This window comes from Bacillus ectoiniformans, assembly GCF_016908875.1.
Classification (GTDB): Bacteria; Bacillota; Bacilli; order Bacillales; family Domibacillaceae; genus Bacillus_BX; species Bacillus_BX ectoiniformans.
The window spans coordinates 74,829-90,771 of record NZ_JAFBES010000013.1 but is presented as its reverse complement, the minus strand read 5'-3'; the positions used below and the strand labels follow the sequence as shown (position 1 = coordinate 90,771).

17 protein-coding genes are annotated in these 15,943 nt (G+C 40.9%); 3 read left to right on the top strand and 14 right to left on the bottom strand.

The genetic code is table 11. The annotated features are described in order from the left end of the window. Positions 1 to 132: 132 nt before the first annotated feature. Positions 133 to 768, bottom strand: a complete 636-nt coding sequence (locus JOC78_RS14785) for an MBL fold metallo-hydrolase (protein WP_204557246.1) — start codon at positions 766 to 768, stop codon at positions 133 to 135. A 189-nt stretch (positions 769 to 957) separates the two neighbouring features. On the opposite strand from JOC78_RS14785, the gene JOC78_RS14780 reads away from it, so the two are divergent. Further along, positions 958 to 1,134: a DUF2759 domain-containing protein gene (locus JOC78_RS14780; RefSeq protein WP_204557243.1), complete on the top strand. Its 177-nt coding sequence runs from the start codon at positions 958 to 960 to the stop codon at positions 1,132 to 1,134. Positions 1,135 to 1,172: 38 nt separating this feature from the next. On the opposite strand, the gene JOC78_RS14775 is transcribed toward JOC78_RS14780, so the two are convergent. From JOC78_RS14775 to JOC78_RS14725, 11 genes are all read right to left on the bottom strand, one after another. After that, entirely contained in the window at positions 1,173 to 2,054 is an 882-nt protein-coding gene (locus JOC78_RS14775) for a M14 family metallopeptidase (RefSeq protein WP_204557240.1), read from the bottom strand. Between the two features lie 125 nt (positions 2,055 to 2,179). Continuing rightward, positions 2,180 to 4,051: an LTA synthase family protein gene (locus JOC78_RS14770; RefSeq protein WP_204557238.1), complete on the bottom strand. Its 1,872-nt coding sequence runs from the start codon at positions 4,049 to 4,051 to the stop codon at positions 2,180 to 2,182. Positions 4,052 to 4,333: 282 nt separating this feature from the next. After that, on the bottom strand, positions 4,334 to 5,293 hold the full coding sequence (locus JOC78_RS14765) for an ROK family glucokinase (protein ID WP_204557236.1): 960 nt from the start codon (positions 5,291 to 5,293) through the stop codon (positions 4,334 to 4,336). Then, entirely contained in the window at positions 5,286 to 5,501 is a 216-nt protein-coding gene (locus JOC78_RS14760) for a YqgQ family protein (protein ID WP_239587193.1), read from the bottom strand. Before JOC78_RS14760 ends, JOC78_RS14765 begins: the two co-directional genes overlap by 8 nt. A gap of 82 nt (positions 5,502 to 5,583) precedes the next feature. After that, complete coding sequence (locus JOC78_RS14755) at positions 5,584 to 7,119, bottom strand: rhomboid family intramembrane serine protease (protein ID WP_204557223.1); 1,536 nt, start codon at positions 7,117 to 7,119, stop codon at positions 5,584 to 5,586. Positions 7,120 to 7,238: 119 nt separating this feature from the next. Beyond that, positions 7,239 to 8,186 carry an L-lactate dehydrogenase gene (locus tag JOC78_RS14750; RefSeq protein ID WP_204557217.1) on the bottom strand — a complete coding sequence of 316 codons (948 nt, stop codon included), beginning with the start codon at positions 8,184 to 8,186 and terminating at the stop codon, positions 7,239 to 7,241. A gap of 104 nt (positions 8,187 to 8,290) precedes the next feature. Further along, positions 8,291 to 8,857: a 5-formyltetrahydrofolate cyclo-ligase gene (locus JOC78_RS14745; protein ID WP_204557215.1), complete on the bottom strand. Its 567-nt coding sequence runs from the start codon at positions 8,855 to 8,857 to the stop codon at positions 8,291 to 8,293. Positions 8,858 to 8,972: 115 nt separating this feature from the next. Continuing rightward, positions 8,973 to 9,122, bottom strand: coding sequence for a 50S ribosomal protein L33 (gene rpmG / locus JOC78_RS14740; RefSeq protein WP_204557213.1), 150 nt, complete (start codon positions 9,120 to 9,122; stop codon positions 8,973 to 8,975). A 118-nt stretch (positions 9,123 to 9,240) separates the two neighbouring features. After that, the gene (locus JOC78_RS14735; protein ID WP_204557210.1) at positions 9,241 to 10,071 is read right to left on the bottom strand and encodes a nucleotidyltransferase family protein; all 831 of its coding nucleotides are present in this window, start codon (positions 10,069 to 10,071) and stop codon (positions 9,241 to 9,243) included. Next, the gene (locus JOC78_RS14730; RefSeq protein WP_204557209.1) at positions 10,068 to 12,404 is read right to left on the bottom strand and encodes a glycosyltransferase; all 2,337 of its coding nucleotides are present in this window, start codon (positions 12,402 to 12,404) and stop codon (positions 10,068 to 10,070) included. Before JOC78_RS14730 ends, JOC78_RS14735 begins: the two co-directional genes overlap by 4 nt. Then, positions 12,397 to 13,053, bottom strand: coding sequence for a DUF4912 domain-containing protein (locus tag JOC78_RS14725; protein WP_204557208.1), 657 nt, complete (start codon positions 13,051 to 13,053; stop codon positions 12,397 to 12,399). The genes JOC78_RS14730 and JOC78_RS14725 overlap by 8 nt, the downstream gene beginning before the upstream one ends. Positions 13,054 to 13,247: 194 nt before the next feature. Between JOC78_RS14725 and JOC78_RS14720 the strand changes: the two genes are divergently transcribed. Both JOC78_RS14720 and JOC78_RS14715 read left to right on the top strand, forming a co-directional pair. Beyond that, positions 13,248 to 13,625, top strand: coding sequence for a hypothetical protein (locus tag JOC78_RS14720; RefSeq protein ID WP_204557207.1), 378 nt, complete (start codon positions 13,248 to 13,250; stop codon positions 13,623 to 13,625). 1 nt (position 13,626) lies between these two features. Beyond that, positions 13,627 to 14,127 carry a hypothetical protein gene (locus JOC78_RS14715; RefSeq protein WP_204557206.1) on the top strand — a complete coding sequence of 167 codons (501 nt, stop codon included), beginning with the start codon at positions 13,627 to 13,629 and terminating at the stop codon, positions 14,125 to 14,127. Between the two features lie 86 nt (positions 14,128 to 14,213). Here JOC78_RS14715 and pstB read toward each other — a convergent pair whose 3' ends face one another. Both pstB and pstA read right to left on the bottom strand, forming a co-directional pair. Further along, the gene (gene pstB / locus JOC78_RS14710; protein WP_204557203.1) at positions 14,214 to 15,029 is read right to left on the bottom strand and encodes a phosphate ABC transporter ATP-binding protein PstB; all 816 of its coding nucleotides are present in this window, start codon (positions 15,027 to 15,029) and stop codon (positions 14,214 to 14,216) included. A 37-nt stretch (positions 15,030 to 15,066) separates the two neighbouring features. Next, entirely contained in the window at positions 15,067 to 15,921 is an 855-nt protein-coding gene (gene pstA, locus JOC78_RS14705; protein WP_420829949.1) for a phosphate ABC transporter permease PstA, read from the bottom strand. Between the last annotated feature and the right edge of the window lie 22 nt (positions 15,922 to 15,943).

Sequence of the window (15,943 nt, the reverse complement as noted above, 5' to 3'; positions counted from 1 at the left end):
CATAGGAAATCCCTCTCATGTTAGTTGATGAGAAGGATTTTAATCTTAATTTTAGATTTTGTCTATTGCCTAAGGTGTTTTTCAACACTATGAAAAAACCCTTCTCATGTGAGAAGGGTTTTTTATTTCATATTATGCGAATCCATTTAAAAATGGATTATGATCCATCTCTTGACCTATAGATGTAGCAGGGCCATGGCCAGGAAGAACCACCGTTTCTTCAGGAAGAGATAGCAAATGGTCATGAATGCTCTTGATTAACAGCTCATGATTTCCACCTTTAAGATCGGTCCGGCCTATACTTCCCATAAATAAGGTATCTCCTGCGAACACAGCTCCTCCTTCTTCAAAGTAAAATGATATACTCCCAGGTGAATGACCAGGTGTATGGAACAGCTTGAATGTAAAGCTGCCAATCGTTAGTTCTGTCTCATCTTCTAAAAGATGATCTGCTCCTCTGCCGCTGATTTTCCCCATTTTAAAGAACTGAGAGCCATTCATAGCCGGATCTTTCAGCCAATTCCTCTCTTTTTTATGTAAATAGACCGGCGCATCGTAAGCATCTCTAACGGCGTCCACAGCGCCTATATGATCGAAATGAGCGTGGGTTAATAATACTGCCAGCGGGGTCAGCTTATTCGCTTTCAGCCACTGCACAAGCTTATCTCCTTCTGCACCCGGATCAAAAATAATACATTCATTTTCCTTATTCGATAATACGTAGCAATTCGTTTGCAGAGGCCCTAATGGCAATTGAGTCCAATTCATTACATCGCACACCTTTCCTATTTTCATATTCCTATCGTATCAGTGAATCGTGTCTTTTTAAAGAACAATGATTTTTCAACTCGACAAACGGAAAAAAAAACTATAAAATAATGATGAATATGTACTGATTTTTACATAGCTCTAGGTTACTTCTATGGTTATTGAGTCAATGAAGAAAGGGGTTTGACTATGAACGGATTAGTGATCATTTTTGGTCTTGTTGCAATTCTTGCGATTTTCAGTACGCTGTCTGCTATTAAAAGCAAAAATCTTTTAGGGATTGTATTTGGACTTGGAACAGCTGGAGTCATCGGCTGGTTCACAATCATGACCTTCATTCACCACGGTATTCCAGGCGGTCATTAATAAAGAAAGTCCTCGCTTAAAGCAAGCGAGGATTTTTTTTATTCTTTTAATGCCTCTATGCAGATCTTGTTCGCTGCCAGACAAACTTCATGAAATTGAGACAGCGGCAGCGGATTGCAGCCGATGCCAAGTTCAACTGTAAAGCCAGCACCTTTAAACTCATTGATATACCAGTCCTTATAGCCGGCGTGACTATCGATGTAGCGAACTGACTGATAGCCGCTGGCCCGCTCAAATGCCTCTGCAAGCCTTGAAGCTTCTTCTGGCTCCTGCCCTTCATATCCCCAATAAAACTCGGCTCCCTGCGTATGAAAGGCCAACAGACGGTCAAAACGCTTCTGCTCCTGCAATTGAGCCATGGCAATTGCTTCTGGCTCACTTAGCGGTTGATCTCCCGGGTAATCTCGAGGAGCCGGGCTTTTAGGCTCTTTCCGCTGTTTTTCAATTTCCCAATTGGCTGGATATTGATTATTCAGATCCACTCCGCGGATATTAGCTTTCCACTGGCTAAAATCCTCTGAACCTTCGTTTAACTCCAATAATTCATTTCTTCTATTCTTGGCTGGCCCATTTATGACTAATTCCACCCCATCAGGATTCACCATTGGCACAATGGATAATGAATTCGCTGCAAACAATTGCTGAGCAGACACCCCACCTATTAACCGATTGCAAGCAATAGCTTTTGCATATTCCTTTATAAATGCCATAACTGCTGCTGAAGTGATCCACTCATTCGCATGGAAAGACCCATTCATATGCACTTTGCGTGGTCCATTGCCAAGGGACACCTCCCATATCGGCCTTCCTTCTACACTTCTAGCAATTTCAACGATTTCAATAAATGGATAACTATTCAATTCATGCAAATCATTTAATAAGGTTTGAAAATCATAAGGACGATTTAATGAATGCGGCATAGAGATCCCCCTCTAAAAATACTCTTTTATTGAATGTATGCCGCGGAAGTTTGCCTTATTTAAGAAATGTGATCCTTCTTCTATCTACAGAAAAAAGCCTGCCTAACAAGGCAGACTTTTTTCTGTTATTCTTTTCTCTTAGCTGAATCCGGATCATAGAAACGAAGTAAATCTCCGTAGATGATACGGTCGGAATAACTCAGTTCAGTGGCAGATTTTTCGATGTACGGAGCACAATAGCTCTTTTCTGTCGGCTGTTCTGTTTTCTTATCCCAGCATTTATTATCAGCATATACATAATCTTTTGTTACGAAACGGCCGTCACGGAATACCGTCAGCTCTTCGTGTTGATCTGACAGCAAATCTTGCCCAAGCTGCAAGTCATCCTTCGTATTAATTCCTAACAAGTGAAGCAGAGTTGGACGCATGTCAATTTGACCGCCAACTTTATCAATGACTCTTCCTTCAACACCAGGAATATGAATCATGAATGGTACTTTTTGAAGCTGCGTAGAGACGAATGGAGTTACTTCTTTACCCAGATATTGAGACATTGCTTCGTTATGGTTTTCAGAGATGCCATAGTGATCACCATAGAGCACAATGATAGAGTCATCATAAATGCCAGACTCTTTCAGCTTGGCTACAAAGTTTTTCAGTGCTTCATCAGTGTATCGGACAGTAACAAAATAACGGTTTAGCGTTCCGCTATTCGACGTAAATTCATCAATAAATTTGTCTTCTTCATCATAGTTAAACGGGTGATGATTCGTTAATGTAATGAGCTTAGAATAGAAAGGTTTTTTCATTTCTTTCATATGTTCAGCCGACTGTTCAAAGAACGGTACATCTTTCATTCCCCAGTTGACACTGTTTTCTTCATTGACATCATAATCATTAACTTCATAGAATCGCTCGTAGCCAAGGGACTTGTACATAATATCCCGATTCCAGAAGCTTTTATTGTTTGCATGCATCGCATTTGTAAAATAGCCATTTTCACTCAATTTCTCTGCCATGGATTGGTATTCATTCCCTGAATGGGTGAAGAAGACGGCACCGCGGCTTAATGGGTAGAGGGAATTTTCAACTAAAAATTCACTGTCAGACGTTTTCCCCTGACCTGTTTGGTGATAGAAATTATTAAAGTACAAGCTTTCTTTAGCGAACTGATTCATAAACGGAGTAATTTCCTGTCCATTTACTTTATTATTCATGACGAATTCCTGCGTCGATTCTACACTGACTAAAATAACGTTCTTGCCTTTGGCAATACCGAACATATCATCTTTTGGCTTCGCGTACTTCGCATCCGAGTAGTTCTCGATATCAACAAGCTCACTTCCATCAGCCATCGCCCGCTGAGCAGAAGATTTCGATTGAAGAACCAGATCATAGATATGGTAATTATATGTGCCGATATTTTTCACAAGCATTTCACGGTCAAATGTTCTTGTTAAAAGCTCCGGACGCTCAACTTCCGAAAGGCCAAGATTTAAAAAGACCATCGCAGCCGCTGACAAAAAGTATGCTCGGCGGTTCATCTTAGATAAATGGCGGAAGGCCAAGAATTTAGGTTTAAACTTTAATAGAACAGCTAGAATAATGATATCCATAAAGTAAAGGATATCTGTTAAATGAAACTCTTCATTGACACTGCTTCCTAGATCTGCAAAGTTGCTTGTTTGGAACAAAAGCGGGAGTGTGATGAAGTCATTAAAAAAGCGGTAAAACACCATATTGGCATATAAAATGAACGTTAAAAAGAAACTAGTTATTAACAAATAACGATTTCTTGCTTTCTCGCTTTTTAAGAAGAAACTTAATCCTAAGATGAGCATAATAAAGCTCAATGGATTGATAAACAAGATAAACTCCTGCAGTCCATTTTCAATATCAATACTAAAGCTCGTTTTATAAATGATGTACGTTTTAATCCATAAGAACAAAACGGCAACAACAAGTAAAGAAAGTTTGTTGTTTAGCGTTCCCTTCATTAAAAAACCTCCTTGTTACAACTGTAACATCGTCTGTAATATTCATTAGATTCATTGATTTGTCAAGGTTATTCCTAAACATCATAGATAATCTTAATACTTTTTTTACAAAAAAGCAATCAGGAACTAACAGAGGTTTTGTAGAATAATAGTCTGACTGTTCAATGAATCAATGCTTAATTATACGTTTTAACCTGTGAAAAGGTTTCACCTTTCTTCATAAAACCCACATAAAAAATCCCCTGCGATAGACAAGGGATCTATTTAATCCGTATATAATTGTTACGCCAATTTGTGCTTAACAAGCCAAGCTGCCCCAATGACCCCTGCATCATTTTCAAGCACCGCAAGATCAAGAAGGGTGGAATGCTTAACAGAGTTGAACGCAAATTTTTGAAAGTACTTCTGAACCGGGATTAATAATACATCACCAGCTTTTGATACGCCGCCGCCAATGACAATCTTATCTGGGTTTAAGGCATTGCCTAGATTGGCTAAAGCTAAACCGAGATAGAAAGCGAGACGATCAACTGTCATCGCAGCTAGCTCATCCCCTTCCCTCGCTGCATCAAAGACCATTTTCGCAGAGAAGGCATCCTGCCCTCTTAATACGGAAGCCATATTTGACTGTTCTAGTTCTTTCACAGCAAGGTTGACTACTCCCGTAGCAGAAGCCACCGTTTCTAAACAGCCTTGCTTGCCGCAGTTGCACTGAAATCCATGTTCAGGTACGACTGTAATATGACCGATCTCACCAGCTGCCCCATGCGTACCGTGAACAATGTCTCCATTCGCAATCACACCGCCGCCTACACCCGTGCCGAGCGTCACACAAACTAAATCTTTCGCCCCGTTTCCGGCGCCTTTCCACATCTCGCCTAACGCTGCACAATTCGCATCGTTATCAATGACTGCAGATAGCCCCGTTTCCACTTCTAAGATATTTTTTAGCGGATAATTGTTTTCCCAGCCAAGATTAACCGCTTCGTAAATAATGCCTTTTTCGACATCGACAGGGCCTGGTGCTCCCATCCCAATTCCTGCAAGCTGCTGTTTAGAGACATGCATTTCATCCAGCTTTTCATCGATCGACTTCGCAATATTTAAGACGATTTTCTTGCCGCTTTCAGATTTATCCGTTACGATTTCCCACTTTTTTATGATTTCGCCATAATCATTTACAAATGCAATTTTTGTCGTTGTGCCGCCAAGATCGACAGCCACTAGCCATTTTTCAGACATATTTCTCACCTTTATTCTGTCGTTTATCTTTTTCTTTTTGAATTTCATGCCGGATTAAAAGAAGCGCAGTTTGATATTCTTTTATATCCACTAATTTAAATTCGTACAAGTCTTTCAATTCAGCTGCCATTTGCTCCAAATCAGCTTGTCGTTCACCAACATAAACGTATACGCCAAACCTTTTTAAAAGCTGTTGAACATCGTACATATTTTTCACTGTCCCACCGGCTTTCTATCATTCGAGTCCCTCAAGTATAAAATATTAACATTTAAACGACAAGAGATAGCAATTATCGCTCTAATTCTGCAATAAAATCTTGATAGGCCTGTTCATCAGGTTTATAACGCTGAGCATCTTTGGCAAGTTCCAATGCTCTCGTTTTATCTCCTCTTTCGTAATAAATTAATGATAAATTGAAATAGGCTTCATGAAAGTCTTGACGAAGCACGGTCGCTTTTTGCAAATGCTCTTCGGCAAGATCCAGCTGTTTTCGCTCTAATTCGATATAGGCTAAGAAGAAATATGTCTCTGCCGTTCCTTCTCCTCCGCCGTCGACATAATCAGATAATAATTGATACGCTTCCCCATACTCTTTTTGTTGAATATGTTCCTGCGCAAGCAGATTAACTGAATTCGCATCTAGCCGGCTCTGGCCATCACTCAGCCCTATCCATAGTGCGCCGATCGTGAGTGCTGCTGTTCCTAAAAGAAACATCAATTGCCTGCCCAAGCGCCATTTCTTCGGGAAGTGAACGATTCCTGTTGCCAGAAAACCGCCGATTAATCCGCCAATATGACCCGCATTATCTATTCCAGGCACGGTAAAACCAAATATTAAATTGAAAATGATCACGACAATCACATTCATGCCCATCGAGCGAAAAAATTGTTTCGGATATACCGCTCCAAAATAAAGCAAAGCTCCGAAGCAGCCAAAAATCGCACCGCTCGCTCCAGCCGACAGATTAGGTGTTAAAAGAAAACTGGCCACAGCTCCTGTAAATCCTGAAAAAAGGTAGATAAACAAAAAGCGCATCCGTCCAAATATCCGTTCTACCGCTGCACCTAATAAGTAAAGAGCCGCTGTATTCATTAATAAATGCAGAAATCCAATATGAAGAAAGATAGGAGTGATCAGCCGCCACCATTCACCTTCTAAAATGAGAGGGTTAAATTTAGCGCCAAAACGAATTAAGTTTTCGGAATTTGTACTGCCTCCCTTTAGTTCCATCATAAGAAAGATCGCCATTTGCACCGTTATAAACAGATAGGTGAAAAACGGTTTTGAAAAGTTAAAAAGCTGTTGATCCTCTTCATTTTTCTTAACCGCATAAGACAATACCGCCCGCTGATAGATGGCCGCTTCCTCTTCAAACTGGGCATTTAGATCATTTAATTCCACAGGTATATCGAGGAGCTGCTGCAGCCTTTCAATCGCTTCTGCCATATCCTCTTGTGAGAATAAAATACTTTCTACCTTTGTTTTTTCTCCTTTCGGAAAGAAAAAAGGCCTCGTGATATTCTGTTCATTATGATCGACAGGTGCGTGAGGGGTCACATAGAGATTCAACACCGTTAGATTTCGTTTAATCACCTGCTTGCGAATTCTTTCTCCGGCTGCGGAAGCTCTTTCCACATCCCTTTGAATCGTGCTTGACCAATCCAAGTTTTTACGGACAATCCTTACCACTTGCGCGGATTTATTCGAAAAGTTCTCAAGCCAGATCTCGTCACGGTGATCGGATAGACGAGCCAAGTGATAATCCTGCTCCACTACGAAGAGATGGGCAAGTCTCCAAAACAAATATTCTTCCCGTATGCTCATTCAATCACTGCCTTCATTCTAATATCTTACTTTAACTATAAGAAACGAGGATGAACGTGTAAAGTTTCATGGGGTTAAAGCCCAAAAAAGAAACCGTACACAGACGGTTTCTTCTCCACTTATTTCATCACAGGCTGCATCGTTTCTTTAAGCACTTGAACGGAATGGCTGAATTTCTCCTGTTCTTCCTGATTTAAATCTAATTCGACTATTTTGTGAATCCCTGATCGATTAATGACCGCTGGTACACCTATATACACATCGCTATGGCCATATTCGCCATCTAAGCAGGCAGATATAGTTAAAATGCTGTTTTCATTCTGAAGAATAGCCTTGGTTACCCGCAAGAGCCCCATAGCAATTCCGTAGTAAGTAGCTCCCTTGCGCTCAATAATATGGTAAGCAGCGTCGCGGACATTAACGAAAATCTCATCTAAGTCCTTTTGCGTTTTGCCAGATGATGAATCAAGCCATTCACTGACGGTACGGCCGCCAATATTCGCATGACTCCAAACCGGAAGCTCTGTATCGCCGTGCTCTCCGATGATATACGCGTGCACATTACGCGTGTCGATAGAAAAGTAATCCCCTAACAAGAAACGGAATCTGGCTGAATCAAGAATCGTGCCAGAACCAATGACCCGCTCTTTAGGCAGTCCTGAAAACTTCCAAGTTGCATAGGTTAAAATATCTACCGGATTCGTAGCGACTAGGATTATACCGTCAAACCCGCTTTTCATCACATCTGTAACGATTGATTTAAAAATACTGACGTTTTTTTCCAATAAATCAAGTCTCGTTTCACCTGGTTTCTGATTAGCCCCCGCACATATAACGACAATTTCTGCACTTTTGCAATCTTCATATTGGCCATACCAGATTTTTGTCGGAGATGGGGCAAAAGGAAGTCCGTGATTTAAATCCATCGCGTCTCCTTCAGACTTCTCTTTATTGATATCAATCAAAACCAGTTCTTCAGCTACGCCGTGATTGAGCATCGCGAACGCATAACTCGACCCTACCATTCCCGTACCGATTAACGCTACTCTATTCACATGATTTCCCAAATAATCGCCGCCTTTTCTTAGTCTTCCTACCCCTTTATCCCAAAAAGCACCAAATAAACACTTACTATTTCTCTTCTGCTTTTATTATGAAAGTCCTGCTTTTTTTATGAACGGCAGCAGATGACTTTATTTGAGAGGACCAGCTTTTTTACTGGAATATCATGAGGCTCTATGGGTATGTCTTCACGCAATTGACGGTCAAAACATAGAGAAAGAACTTCGCCTTCGAATTGTTCTAGGTAGCGATCGTAGTATCCTCCACCGAACCCAAGCCGATACCCTTGTTTCGTAAATGCCAGACCCGGCACAATCAATAAATCGATATCCTGTTTATTTACAAGCAAGTTCGGCACTGGTTTAGGTTCATATAATCCGAAATTGGTTTGCTCCAGCGCTAAAAAAGAAGGTACTTCATAAAATTGCATACTTTTTTCAGCAGGTGAACATTTAGGTGCGGTTATCCGCTTTCCTTCCTTCCATCCCTGCTTGATGATCTGCCACGTATCCACTTCGAGATCGCTAGAAACGGTTAGACCGACTGTTTCCGCTTCTCTCCATTCTTCCATAGCAAAAAGCTGATTCGCTATCTCAAAAGATTCCTGTTCAAAGTCCCTTTTATCTATCTCCGAAAGCAAACGTTTCATGTGATCCCGAATTTGCTTTTTCTTCATACATCCTCCTAATGACACTCTGAATTATTCCGTATAACGGGCTCAGAGAGGATAAGATCAGTGAATTTTCAGATATTTTATGTACAAAAAAACAGCAGGGAAAGAATCCTGCTGCTTACTTTGTTTCGCGGTGCAAAGTAACTTTCTTCAATCTTGGGCAATATTTTTTAAGCTCAAGACGATCCGGGTTGTTACGTTTGTTCTTTTTAGTAATATAGTTACGATCACCAGTTTCAGTACATGCTAAAGTGATATTTACGCGCATTTGTTTTCCCTCCAAACTCTCAATACAATTGTATCTTCATTACGACTTTTCTATAATATCACTTTTTTTTAGCGAATGCTAGTCTGTTTTTTAGTGAATATCGGATTCAATAAATTTTTTATGATTTTTTTACATTTGCACTCCCTGAGGCATACATATGAGAGAAATTGAAGCGTTCTAAATAGCCTGGTGATAAGTTCTGGAATGGAATGGAGGGAGCTTTAAAAATCGTATTTATTCCGGCAATCCCACTTTTTAAGCGCTTTTGAGCAATTGCGTATTGCAGCGGAGTGCCAATATCCTGCCAGTAGGCATGCGTATGATAAACATATACACGTTCGTTATTTTTAAGAAGCGCAGGAAAAATATCATGAGCAAAATCAGTTTCACCAGAAAAATCATATCGGCGGAAAAGTTCTGGGTTAATAATATAAATGCCCGTATTAACTTTATTGCTGAAAATTTGATTTTTCGCCGGTTTTTCTAAAAAGGAAACTAATTTTCCTTCATGATTCGTTAAACAGATGCCAAGACCCTCGGGATCCGGCACTTCTACAGTGACAATCGTAAAGAGAGCTTGCTTTTCACGATGGAAATGGTACGCATCCCTTAAAGAGATATTCGTCAAAGCATCTCCGCTGATCACGACAAGCGTATCCTGAAACTCTTCGGAATGGTAGAACAGACTCCCAGCCGTTCCGAGAGGATTTGTTTCTTCAATATAAGAGATGTTCATATCGAACTGCGATCCATCCCCGATGTGGTTAATGATTTTCTCTTTTTTATAACAGACAGTTAAAGTTACATCATCAATTCCCTCATTCTTTAACAAACGCAGCGTATATTCCAATAGCGGTTGATCCATAAGCGGAATCATAGGTTTAGGCAAGAAATTAGTAAAGGGTTTAAGACGGCGTCCTCTTCCGCCAGCTAAAATTACTCCTTTCATTGGCGCACACCTTCCATTTTCTTATTTAGAATCGTTTGGTCATATACTTTTTGAGTAAGTTCGCTAATGCGTTCCCAGCTATACAAGCTTTTGGCCATGAGATATCCATTTAAACCAAGCTCGCCTTTTAACTGGCTGCTTAGAATCAGCCGCTCTAGTTGATGCTTTAAGCTCTCCGCCTCTCCAGGCATGCACAATAGACCGGTATCTTCATGGATGACAAATGATTTCAAGCCGCCGGTTTCTGATGCAATAACAGGCGTTTTCGTAGCCATGGCCTCTAGCGCAACTATACCGAATGGTTCATACAGACTTGGAAAGACGGCCGCTTCACACTCTTTAAACAATTCCCAGCGGGCCCCATCTGATATAAATCCGATAAAATGAATCGAATGTTCGAGACCTTTCTCTTTTACTTGCGCCCGAAAGAAGTCTAATAATGGTCCTTTTCCGGCAATTACGATCTGAATGTTATATTTTTCGATTAATGACGGAGCCGCTTCGATTAAAACTTGAAATCCTTTTTCCTTCACCATTCGCCCGATGGAAAAAATAAATGGCTTATATTTTCTAAGATGATAGGAGGACTTATTTTCATAAGCTTCCGCTTCTTTTAATAGAATTCCATTTGCAATGACGGTTAATGGTTTCTCTTCTTCTAAGTAATAAGCTTGAACTTCTTCCTTCATATGCTGACTGCAAACAATCAGTGAATCAGAACAATGGATGAGCTCTTTTTCCTTCGAGCTGATTTGTCTTTGAATATCAGTGAAAATTCCATTATTCCTTCCGTATTCTGTCGCATGGATAGTTGTCACAAGCGGAATATCAAATAATTCCTTGCAAGTGATCGCCGCATGGCTGACGAGCCAGTCGTGAGCATGCAGCAACTGAATATTCTTCATTTCAATAAGTTCGGCTGCTTTTCTTAGCAAGCAGGCATTTAAATCAGCTACCCACTTCATAAAGTCAGGCTCCCCCGGGTGAAGCGGTCCGGTGCGGTACACAAATACTCCTTCATCATTTTCAAAGCTTGGTGCTCCTTCATGCGCAGCGGTTACGATATAAACGTTTTTACCGGCATTCACAAGGGCTTTAGCCAAATCGTGGACATGCCTCGATAAGCCGCCTACGATGCGGGGAGGGTATTCCCAGGACAACATAAGAATTCCTTCTTTTGGCTGCATAGAAATATGACTTCCCTTCTCCTTTTTACTCACTTCACCCGCGTCATTGACCATCAAAAGCTGATTTCTCATGGAAATAAAGTCATAATCACATAGGTCTTCCATAACCCCTTCGTAAATATAGGAGAAGGCCGAATGAAAGTTCATCCGCTCTTCATCGGGAAACTGCTGATTGGCTGCATATAGGAAATGAATCCACTCTTGAATCAGCGCATCTGTTAAAAACTGCTCTTTCGCTGGCAGCGTGTCTTTCAGATAGGCAATCTTCCTCTCCATTTCAACCCATTCTGTTACTTGGTCTAGCATACAATCAGTGACCAGCCTGGAATGGTTCATATCAATATAGCTAAACGGGATATGAGTAAGCTGTGCAGCTCCTGCAGCAGCTTCCTTGCCCTTCTCTGCTAAGCCGGGAAGCGTTCTATACCATTCAGCTGGTTCTTCTGGTATCTGGATAAATATTGGAAGATTCTTTTTCAAAGACTTAAGTTTCTCAAAAGCGTTTGCGTGCTGGAAAGGGTAGATCTTCATGCCATGATAGGTTTGAAATACAGCAGGCTCATCAAACTCATTCAAAGGAAGCATTGTTTCTTCAATATATATGTATATAAGCTTGCATTCCTTAAATAATAAGTCCACCCCTGATGTATATGCACCTCTTGGCAGCCATATGCTTTCACAAGGAGCGGAAAAACATGATGTAAAAGCTTCGATCGTTTTTTTCAGCTGCAGTTTCACAGATAACTCTGATTGTAAGACAGTAAGTGGGATATCGCTGATCGCCTGCGGAATCACCAGGCATCTCCCCTGATCGATATAAAACTGAAAGGCATCAATGAGACATCCATTCCACCGTTTCCATTCTTTATATAATTGATTCGATTCTTGATTAGGCTTGCTATTCTGTGAAAAATATTGATCCGCTTTTTTTTGAAAAGATTGAGTTTGAAACCACTTTAAGAACAAGGGACTTAACACAACTCCCACTTTCTGTCCTTCAGTTAATTGCCCAAGTGCTTCTATTAAACTTACATATTCGTTTAGAACCATTGAAAAATAATGATCTTTTTCATGCGGCGGGAGCGTTTGGAACATACGAAATGGCAAAGACGGCTTCAGTATGACGGGTACAGAATGATCAATCATGGTCTTCCTCCAAATAGCGTTCGTAGTAAGTATAGGTGCTGATATGTTCGATCCATGGCGGCTGTCTCGAACTTCCTGGGTCTCTTTGAATGAATGGAAGGTCACTAATTTGTTGTGATGGATGGTCATAAGGTGTATGGACAGGATGTGAGCATAGGAGAGGAAAAAACGATTGCTGAGCTGTGATAAACCCTAGCTCGCATAAATAAGACCTGTTTCGTTTCAATCCTTTGATGGACCATCTATTCATCTGTCGCGGCAATTTAAAATGATACACATGGTGTGCGTTCTCTCCGTTAAATAGAATGTCTGTGACATCATATAAACGCAGATCAATAACCTCGAGATTTATAAATGGGGCATCGGCTTTATTCATCGCAGCAATTAGCCAGTCTTGAATGGACCATTGACAAAATAGGCGGTCTGGAGAGGTAAGAATAATTGAAAGATTATTTTCATGGTTCACCTGATTCATTCGCTCTGGAATCTCTTCGCACTGAATAACCGGAGTGAAAGAGCGTTCTTTTTGTTTAGATGTCTGAAACTTCTTCCATTGGTAACGCACTTTTCCAATAGATACCCCTAATTGGTCAGAGATTTTTTGAAAGGATTTTCCTTCATTTCTTAATTCAATAATTTCAGTTAACAACACTCTCACCTCAAATAGGAATTAGCCATTAGACAGACAGTCAGAATTTTCATTTTTCTACTTTAATCCTATCATTCTGCCAATTGATTCACAACGAGGACATTTGTCAATTATTGACGAATATAAGAAGTGAATAGTAGAAACTTGTAAAATATGCTATAAATAAACGTAGAGAATAGAATGAGGTGACGAATATGAACGGACTTATCATCGGACTGGCTTGCGCAGGCGTCATTCTGCTAATAATCTCGTTGTTCCAAAAAGACCCTGCCCATCAATTAAAAAAAGAAGTTGATGAATTGTCGATGCAATTTCTTCAAGAAACCTATCAATTAAAGAAAAAACTGAAAGTAATTGAGGAAGAATTATTGATTACAGATACTGTTCCTAACGAAAAAGCTTATAAAGCTTTCAGCGGACAATCTGGTCAGATCAATGAAATTATAAAAAACCAAGTGATCTCCTTATATTATCAAGGCACAGATATGCCAAATATTGCCCGCCAATCATCTTTAAGCCTTCAGCAAGTGCAAGATATATTAAAACCTTACCAAGATAAAGAGGAGCAGTAGGATGAATAGACAATCAACTAGAGCCTTTGCGGCCGGACTGCTTACCGCTTCTGCTGCGCTCCTTATATACAGTCAAACAGCAGATGAACCAAATTCCGGCACAGATGCGATGAAAACCGCTCTTGAACAACAAAAATTCACTGTCCTGACGCAATCAGAAGCCGCTCAGCAAAAAACGAAAATCGCTGAATTGGAATCAGAAGTCGACCGGCTGCAAAAGCAGCTCGAGTCAAATAGCACAAAAACACCTGAAGCATCCGATGAAACCAAACCGAAAGCCAAAAAAGCAGACAGCAAAAGCTTGACGCTGACCATTTCACCAGGTATGCCCTCTTCAGAAATTGGAGAAGCACTTGAAAAAGCAGGAATGATTAATAGCGCCCAGCAGTTTAATGACTACTTAACGGAAAATGGCTATGCAGCAAAGCTCCAAGTGGGCACACATGAAATTCACTCTACCATGTCATTAAAGGAAATGGCGATTATATTAACCTCTCGTTAAATTTGACCGCGTATGACACAGTGGAAATTTTATAGGTACACAAATAGAGGATAGCCCTAGGGCTATCCTCTATTTGTGTTGCACGATCATCCAAATCGGCCAGAAATATAATCTTCTGTACGGCTGTCTGACGGCTTATTAAAAATCGTTTCTGTCTCATCATACTCCACGACTTCCCCATTCAAGAAAAACGCTGTTTTATCTGAAATACGGGCTGCCTGCTGCATGTTGTGTGTCACAATGATAATGGAATAGCGCTCTTTCAGCTCTCGAATCAGCTCTTCTACTTTCAGTGTCGATACCGGGTCAAGTGCAGAAGTAGGCTCATCCATCAGGATCACATCTGGTTCAAGCGCCAAGCAGCGTGCAATGCATAAACGCTGCTGCTGACCGCCTGACAATCCATACGCAGGGTCGTGCAGACGATCCTTCACTTCATCCCACAGTGCGGCTCCGCGAAGGCTTTTTTCTACCGCTTCGTTGATGACTTTCTTGTTCTTAATTCCATGAATCTTCATGCCAAAAGCAATATTTTCATAGATGGACTTCGGAAACGGATTCGGCTTTTGAAACACCATGCCGACGCGCGTACGCAGTTCCTCCACAAGAAACTTCTTTTCAAAAATATCGCGGCCTCGGTATTCAATTGAACCGGACGTTTTCACGCCAGGTACAAGATCAATCATGCGGTTTAACGTTTTAATGAAGGTAGATTTTCCGCATCCAGACGGGCCAATGATCGCTGTAACTTCTTTTTCCATGATTTCAAGATTAATATTTTTCAGTGCATGGTGATTTCCATACCAAAGGTTGCAGTTATTCGTACTGTATACCGGGCGTTGTTCTTGTATGATTTTATCTGTATATTTTTTTTCTTCGTTTTTCACAACTGTCAGTGTCATTTATTTTCCCTCCAGGGTAGTTTATTGCTAACGTCCATTAATACCGCTGCTGATAACGATTTCTGATCCAGACAGCCACAGAGTTCATAAGAATTAAGATGACCAGCAATACAATGATTCCGGCAGCAGCAAGAAAATGAAACTCCTCTTGCGGTCTGCTCGTCCAGTTGTATATTTGCATTGGCAGAGCTGTGAATGAATCCATGACAGAAGCAGGCAAAAAGGCGACAAATGTCGGGATGCCGATGACAACCAATGGGGCCGTTTCGCCGATGGCTCTTGAGAAGGAAAGAATGCTTCCTGTCAAAATACCAGGCAATGCAGCTGGAAGAACGACCCGCAAAATGGTTTGCCATTTCGTCGCACCCAAGCCATAAGAAGCTTCTTTCAGCTCTTTAGGAACAGCGCGAATCGCTTCTTGAGAAGCAACGATAATAACAGGCAAGATCAATAAACTCATCGTAAAGCCTGCGGCTAATACACTATTCCCAAGATACATCATCCTTACAAAGATGGTAAGGCCCAGCAATCCAAAGACGATCGACGGAACTCCCGCTAAATTAGAGATATTCATTTGAATCCAGTGGTTTAATTTCGTTTTCTTCGCATATTCCTCTAAGTATATAGCGGTTCCGACACCAAGCAGCGAGGAGGCAGGAACAACTACAGCCATCATCCATAACGTTCCGACCAGAGCTGCTTTAATACCCGCTTGTTCTGGCCTTCTAGAAGCAAAGTTCTGTAAGAAGTCCCATGATAAATAGCCGGCTCCTTGAGAGAAAATTCTCACAAGAAGAACAACTAAGATCAGCGAGATAAACACAGTAGCTGAGAAGAACAGTCCTTTATAGAAGTTGTTCTTTATCAGCCTGGATGGAATGTTTCCAACCATCTCTTCTGGACGATTTCTGGTT

Bases quoted from the DNA above. Each gene is read 5' to 3' on its own strand.
- JOC78_RS14715 (WP_204557206.1), top strand. From the start codon at position 13,627: ATGAATAGACAATCAACTAGAGCCTTTGCGGCCGGACTGCTTACCGCT.
- JOC78_RS14735 (WP_204557210.1), bottom strand. From the start codon at position 10,071: ATGAAAGGAGTAATTTTAGCTGGCGGAAGAGGACGCCGTCTTAAACCC.
- JOC78_RS14755 (WP_204557223.1), bottom strand. From the start codon at position 7,119: ATGAGCATACGGGAAGAATATTTGTTTTGGAGACTTGCCCATCTCTTC.
- pstB (WP_204557203.1), bottom strand. From the start codon at position 15,029: ATGACACTGACAGTTGTGAAAAACGAAGAAAAAAAATATACAGATAAA.
- JOC78_RS14760 (WP_239587193.1), bottom strand. From the start codon at position 5,501: ATGTACGATGTTCAACAGCTTTTAAAAAGGTTTGGCGTATACGTTTAT.
- rpmG (WP_204557213.1), bottom strand. From the start codon at position 9,122: ATGCGCGTAAATATCACTTTAGCATGTACTGAAACTGGTGATCGTAAC.
- pstA (WP_420829949.1), bottom strand. From the start codon at position 15,921: ATGGTTGGAAACATTCCATCCAGGCTGATAAAGAACAACTTCTATAAA.
- JOC78_RS14775 (WP_204557240.1), bottom strand. From the start codon at position 2,054: ATGCCGCATTCATTAAATCGTCCTTATGATTTTCAAACCTTATTAAAT.
- JOC78_RS14785 (WP_204557246.1), bottom strand. From the start codon at position 768: ATGAATTGGACTCAATTGCCATTAGGGCCTCTGCAAACGAATTGCTAC.
- JOC78_RS14730 (WP_204557209.1), bottom strand. From the start codon at position 12,404: ATGATTGATCATTCTGTACCCGTCATACTGAAGCCGTCTTTGCCATTT.
- JOC78_RS14780 (WP_204557243.1), top strand. From the start codon at position 958: ATGAACGGATTAGTGATCATTTTTGGTCTTGTTGCAATTCTTGCGATT.
- JOC78_RS14770 (WP_204557238.1), bottom strand. From the start codon at position 4,051: ATGAAGGGAACGCTAAACAACAAACTTTCTTTACTTGTTGTTGCCGTT.
- JOC78_RS14745 (WP_204557215.1), bottom strand. From the start codon at position 8,857: ATGAAGAAAAAGCAAATTCGGGATCACATGAAACGTTTGCTTTCGGAG.
- JOC78_RS14765 (WP_204557236.1), bottom strand. From the start codon at position 5,293: ATGTCTGAAAAATGGCTAGTGGCTGTCGATCTTGGCGGCACAACGACA.
- JOC78_RS14720 (WP_204557207.1), top strand. From the start codon at position 13,248: ATGAACGGACTTATCATCGGACTGGCTTGCGCAGGCGTCATTCTGCTA.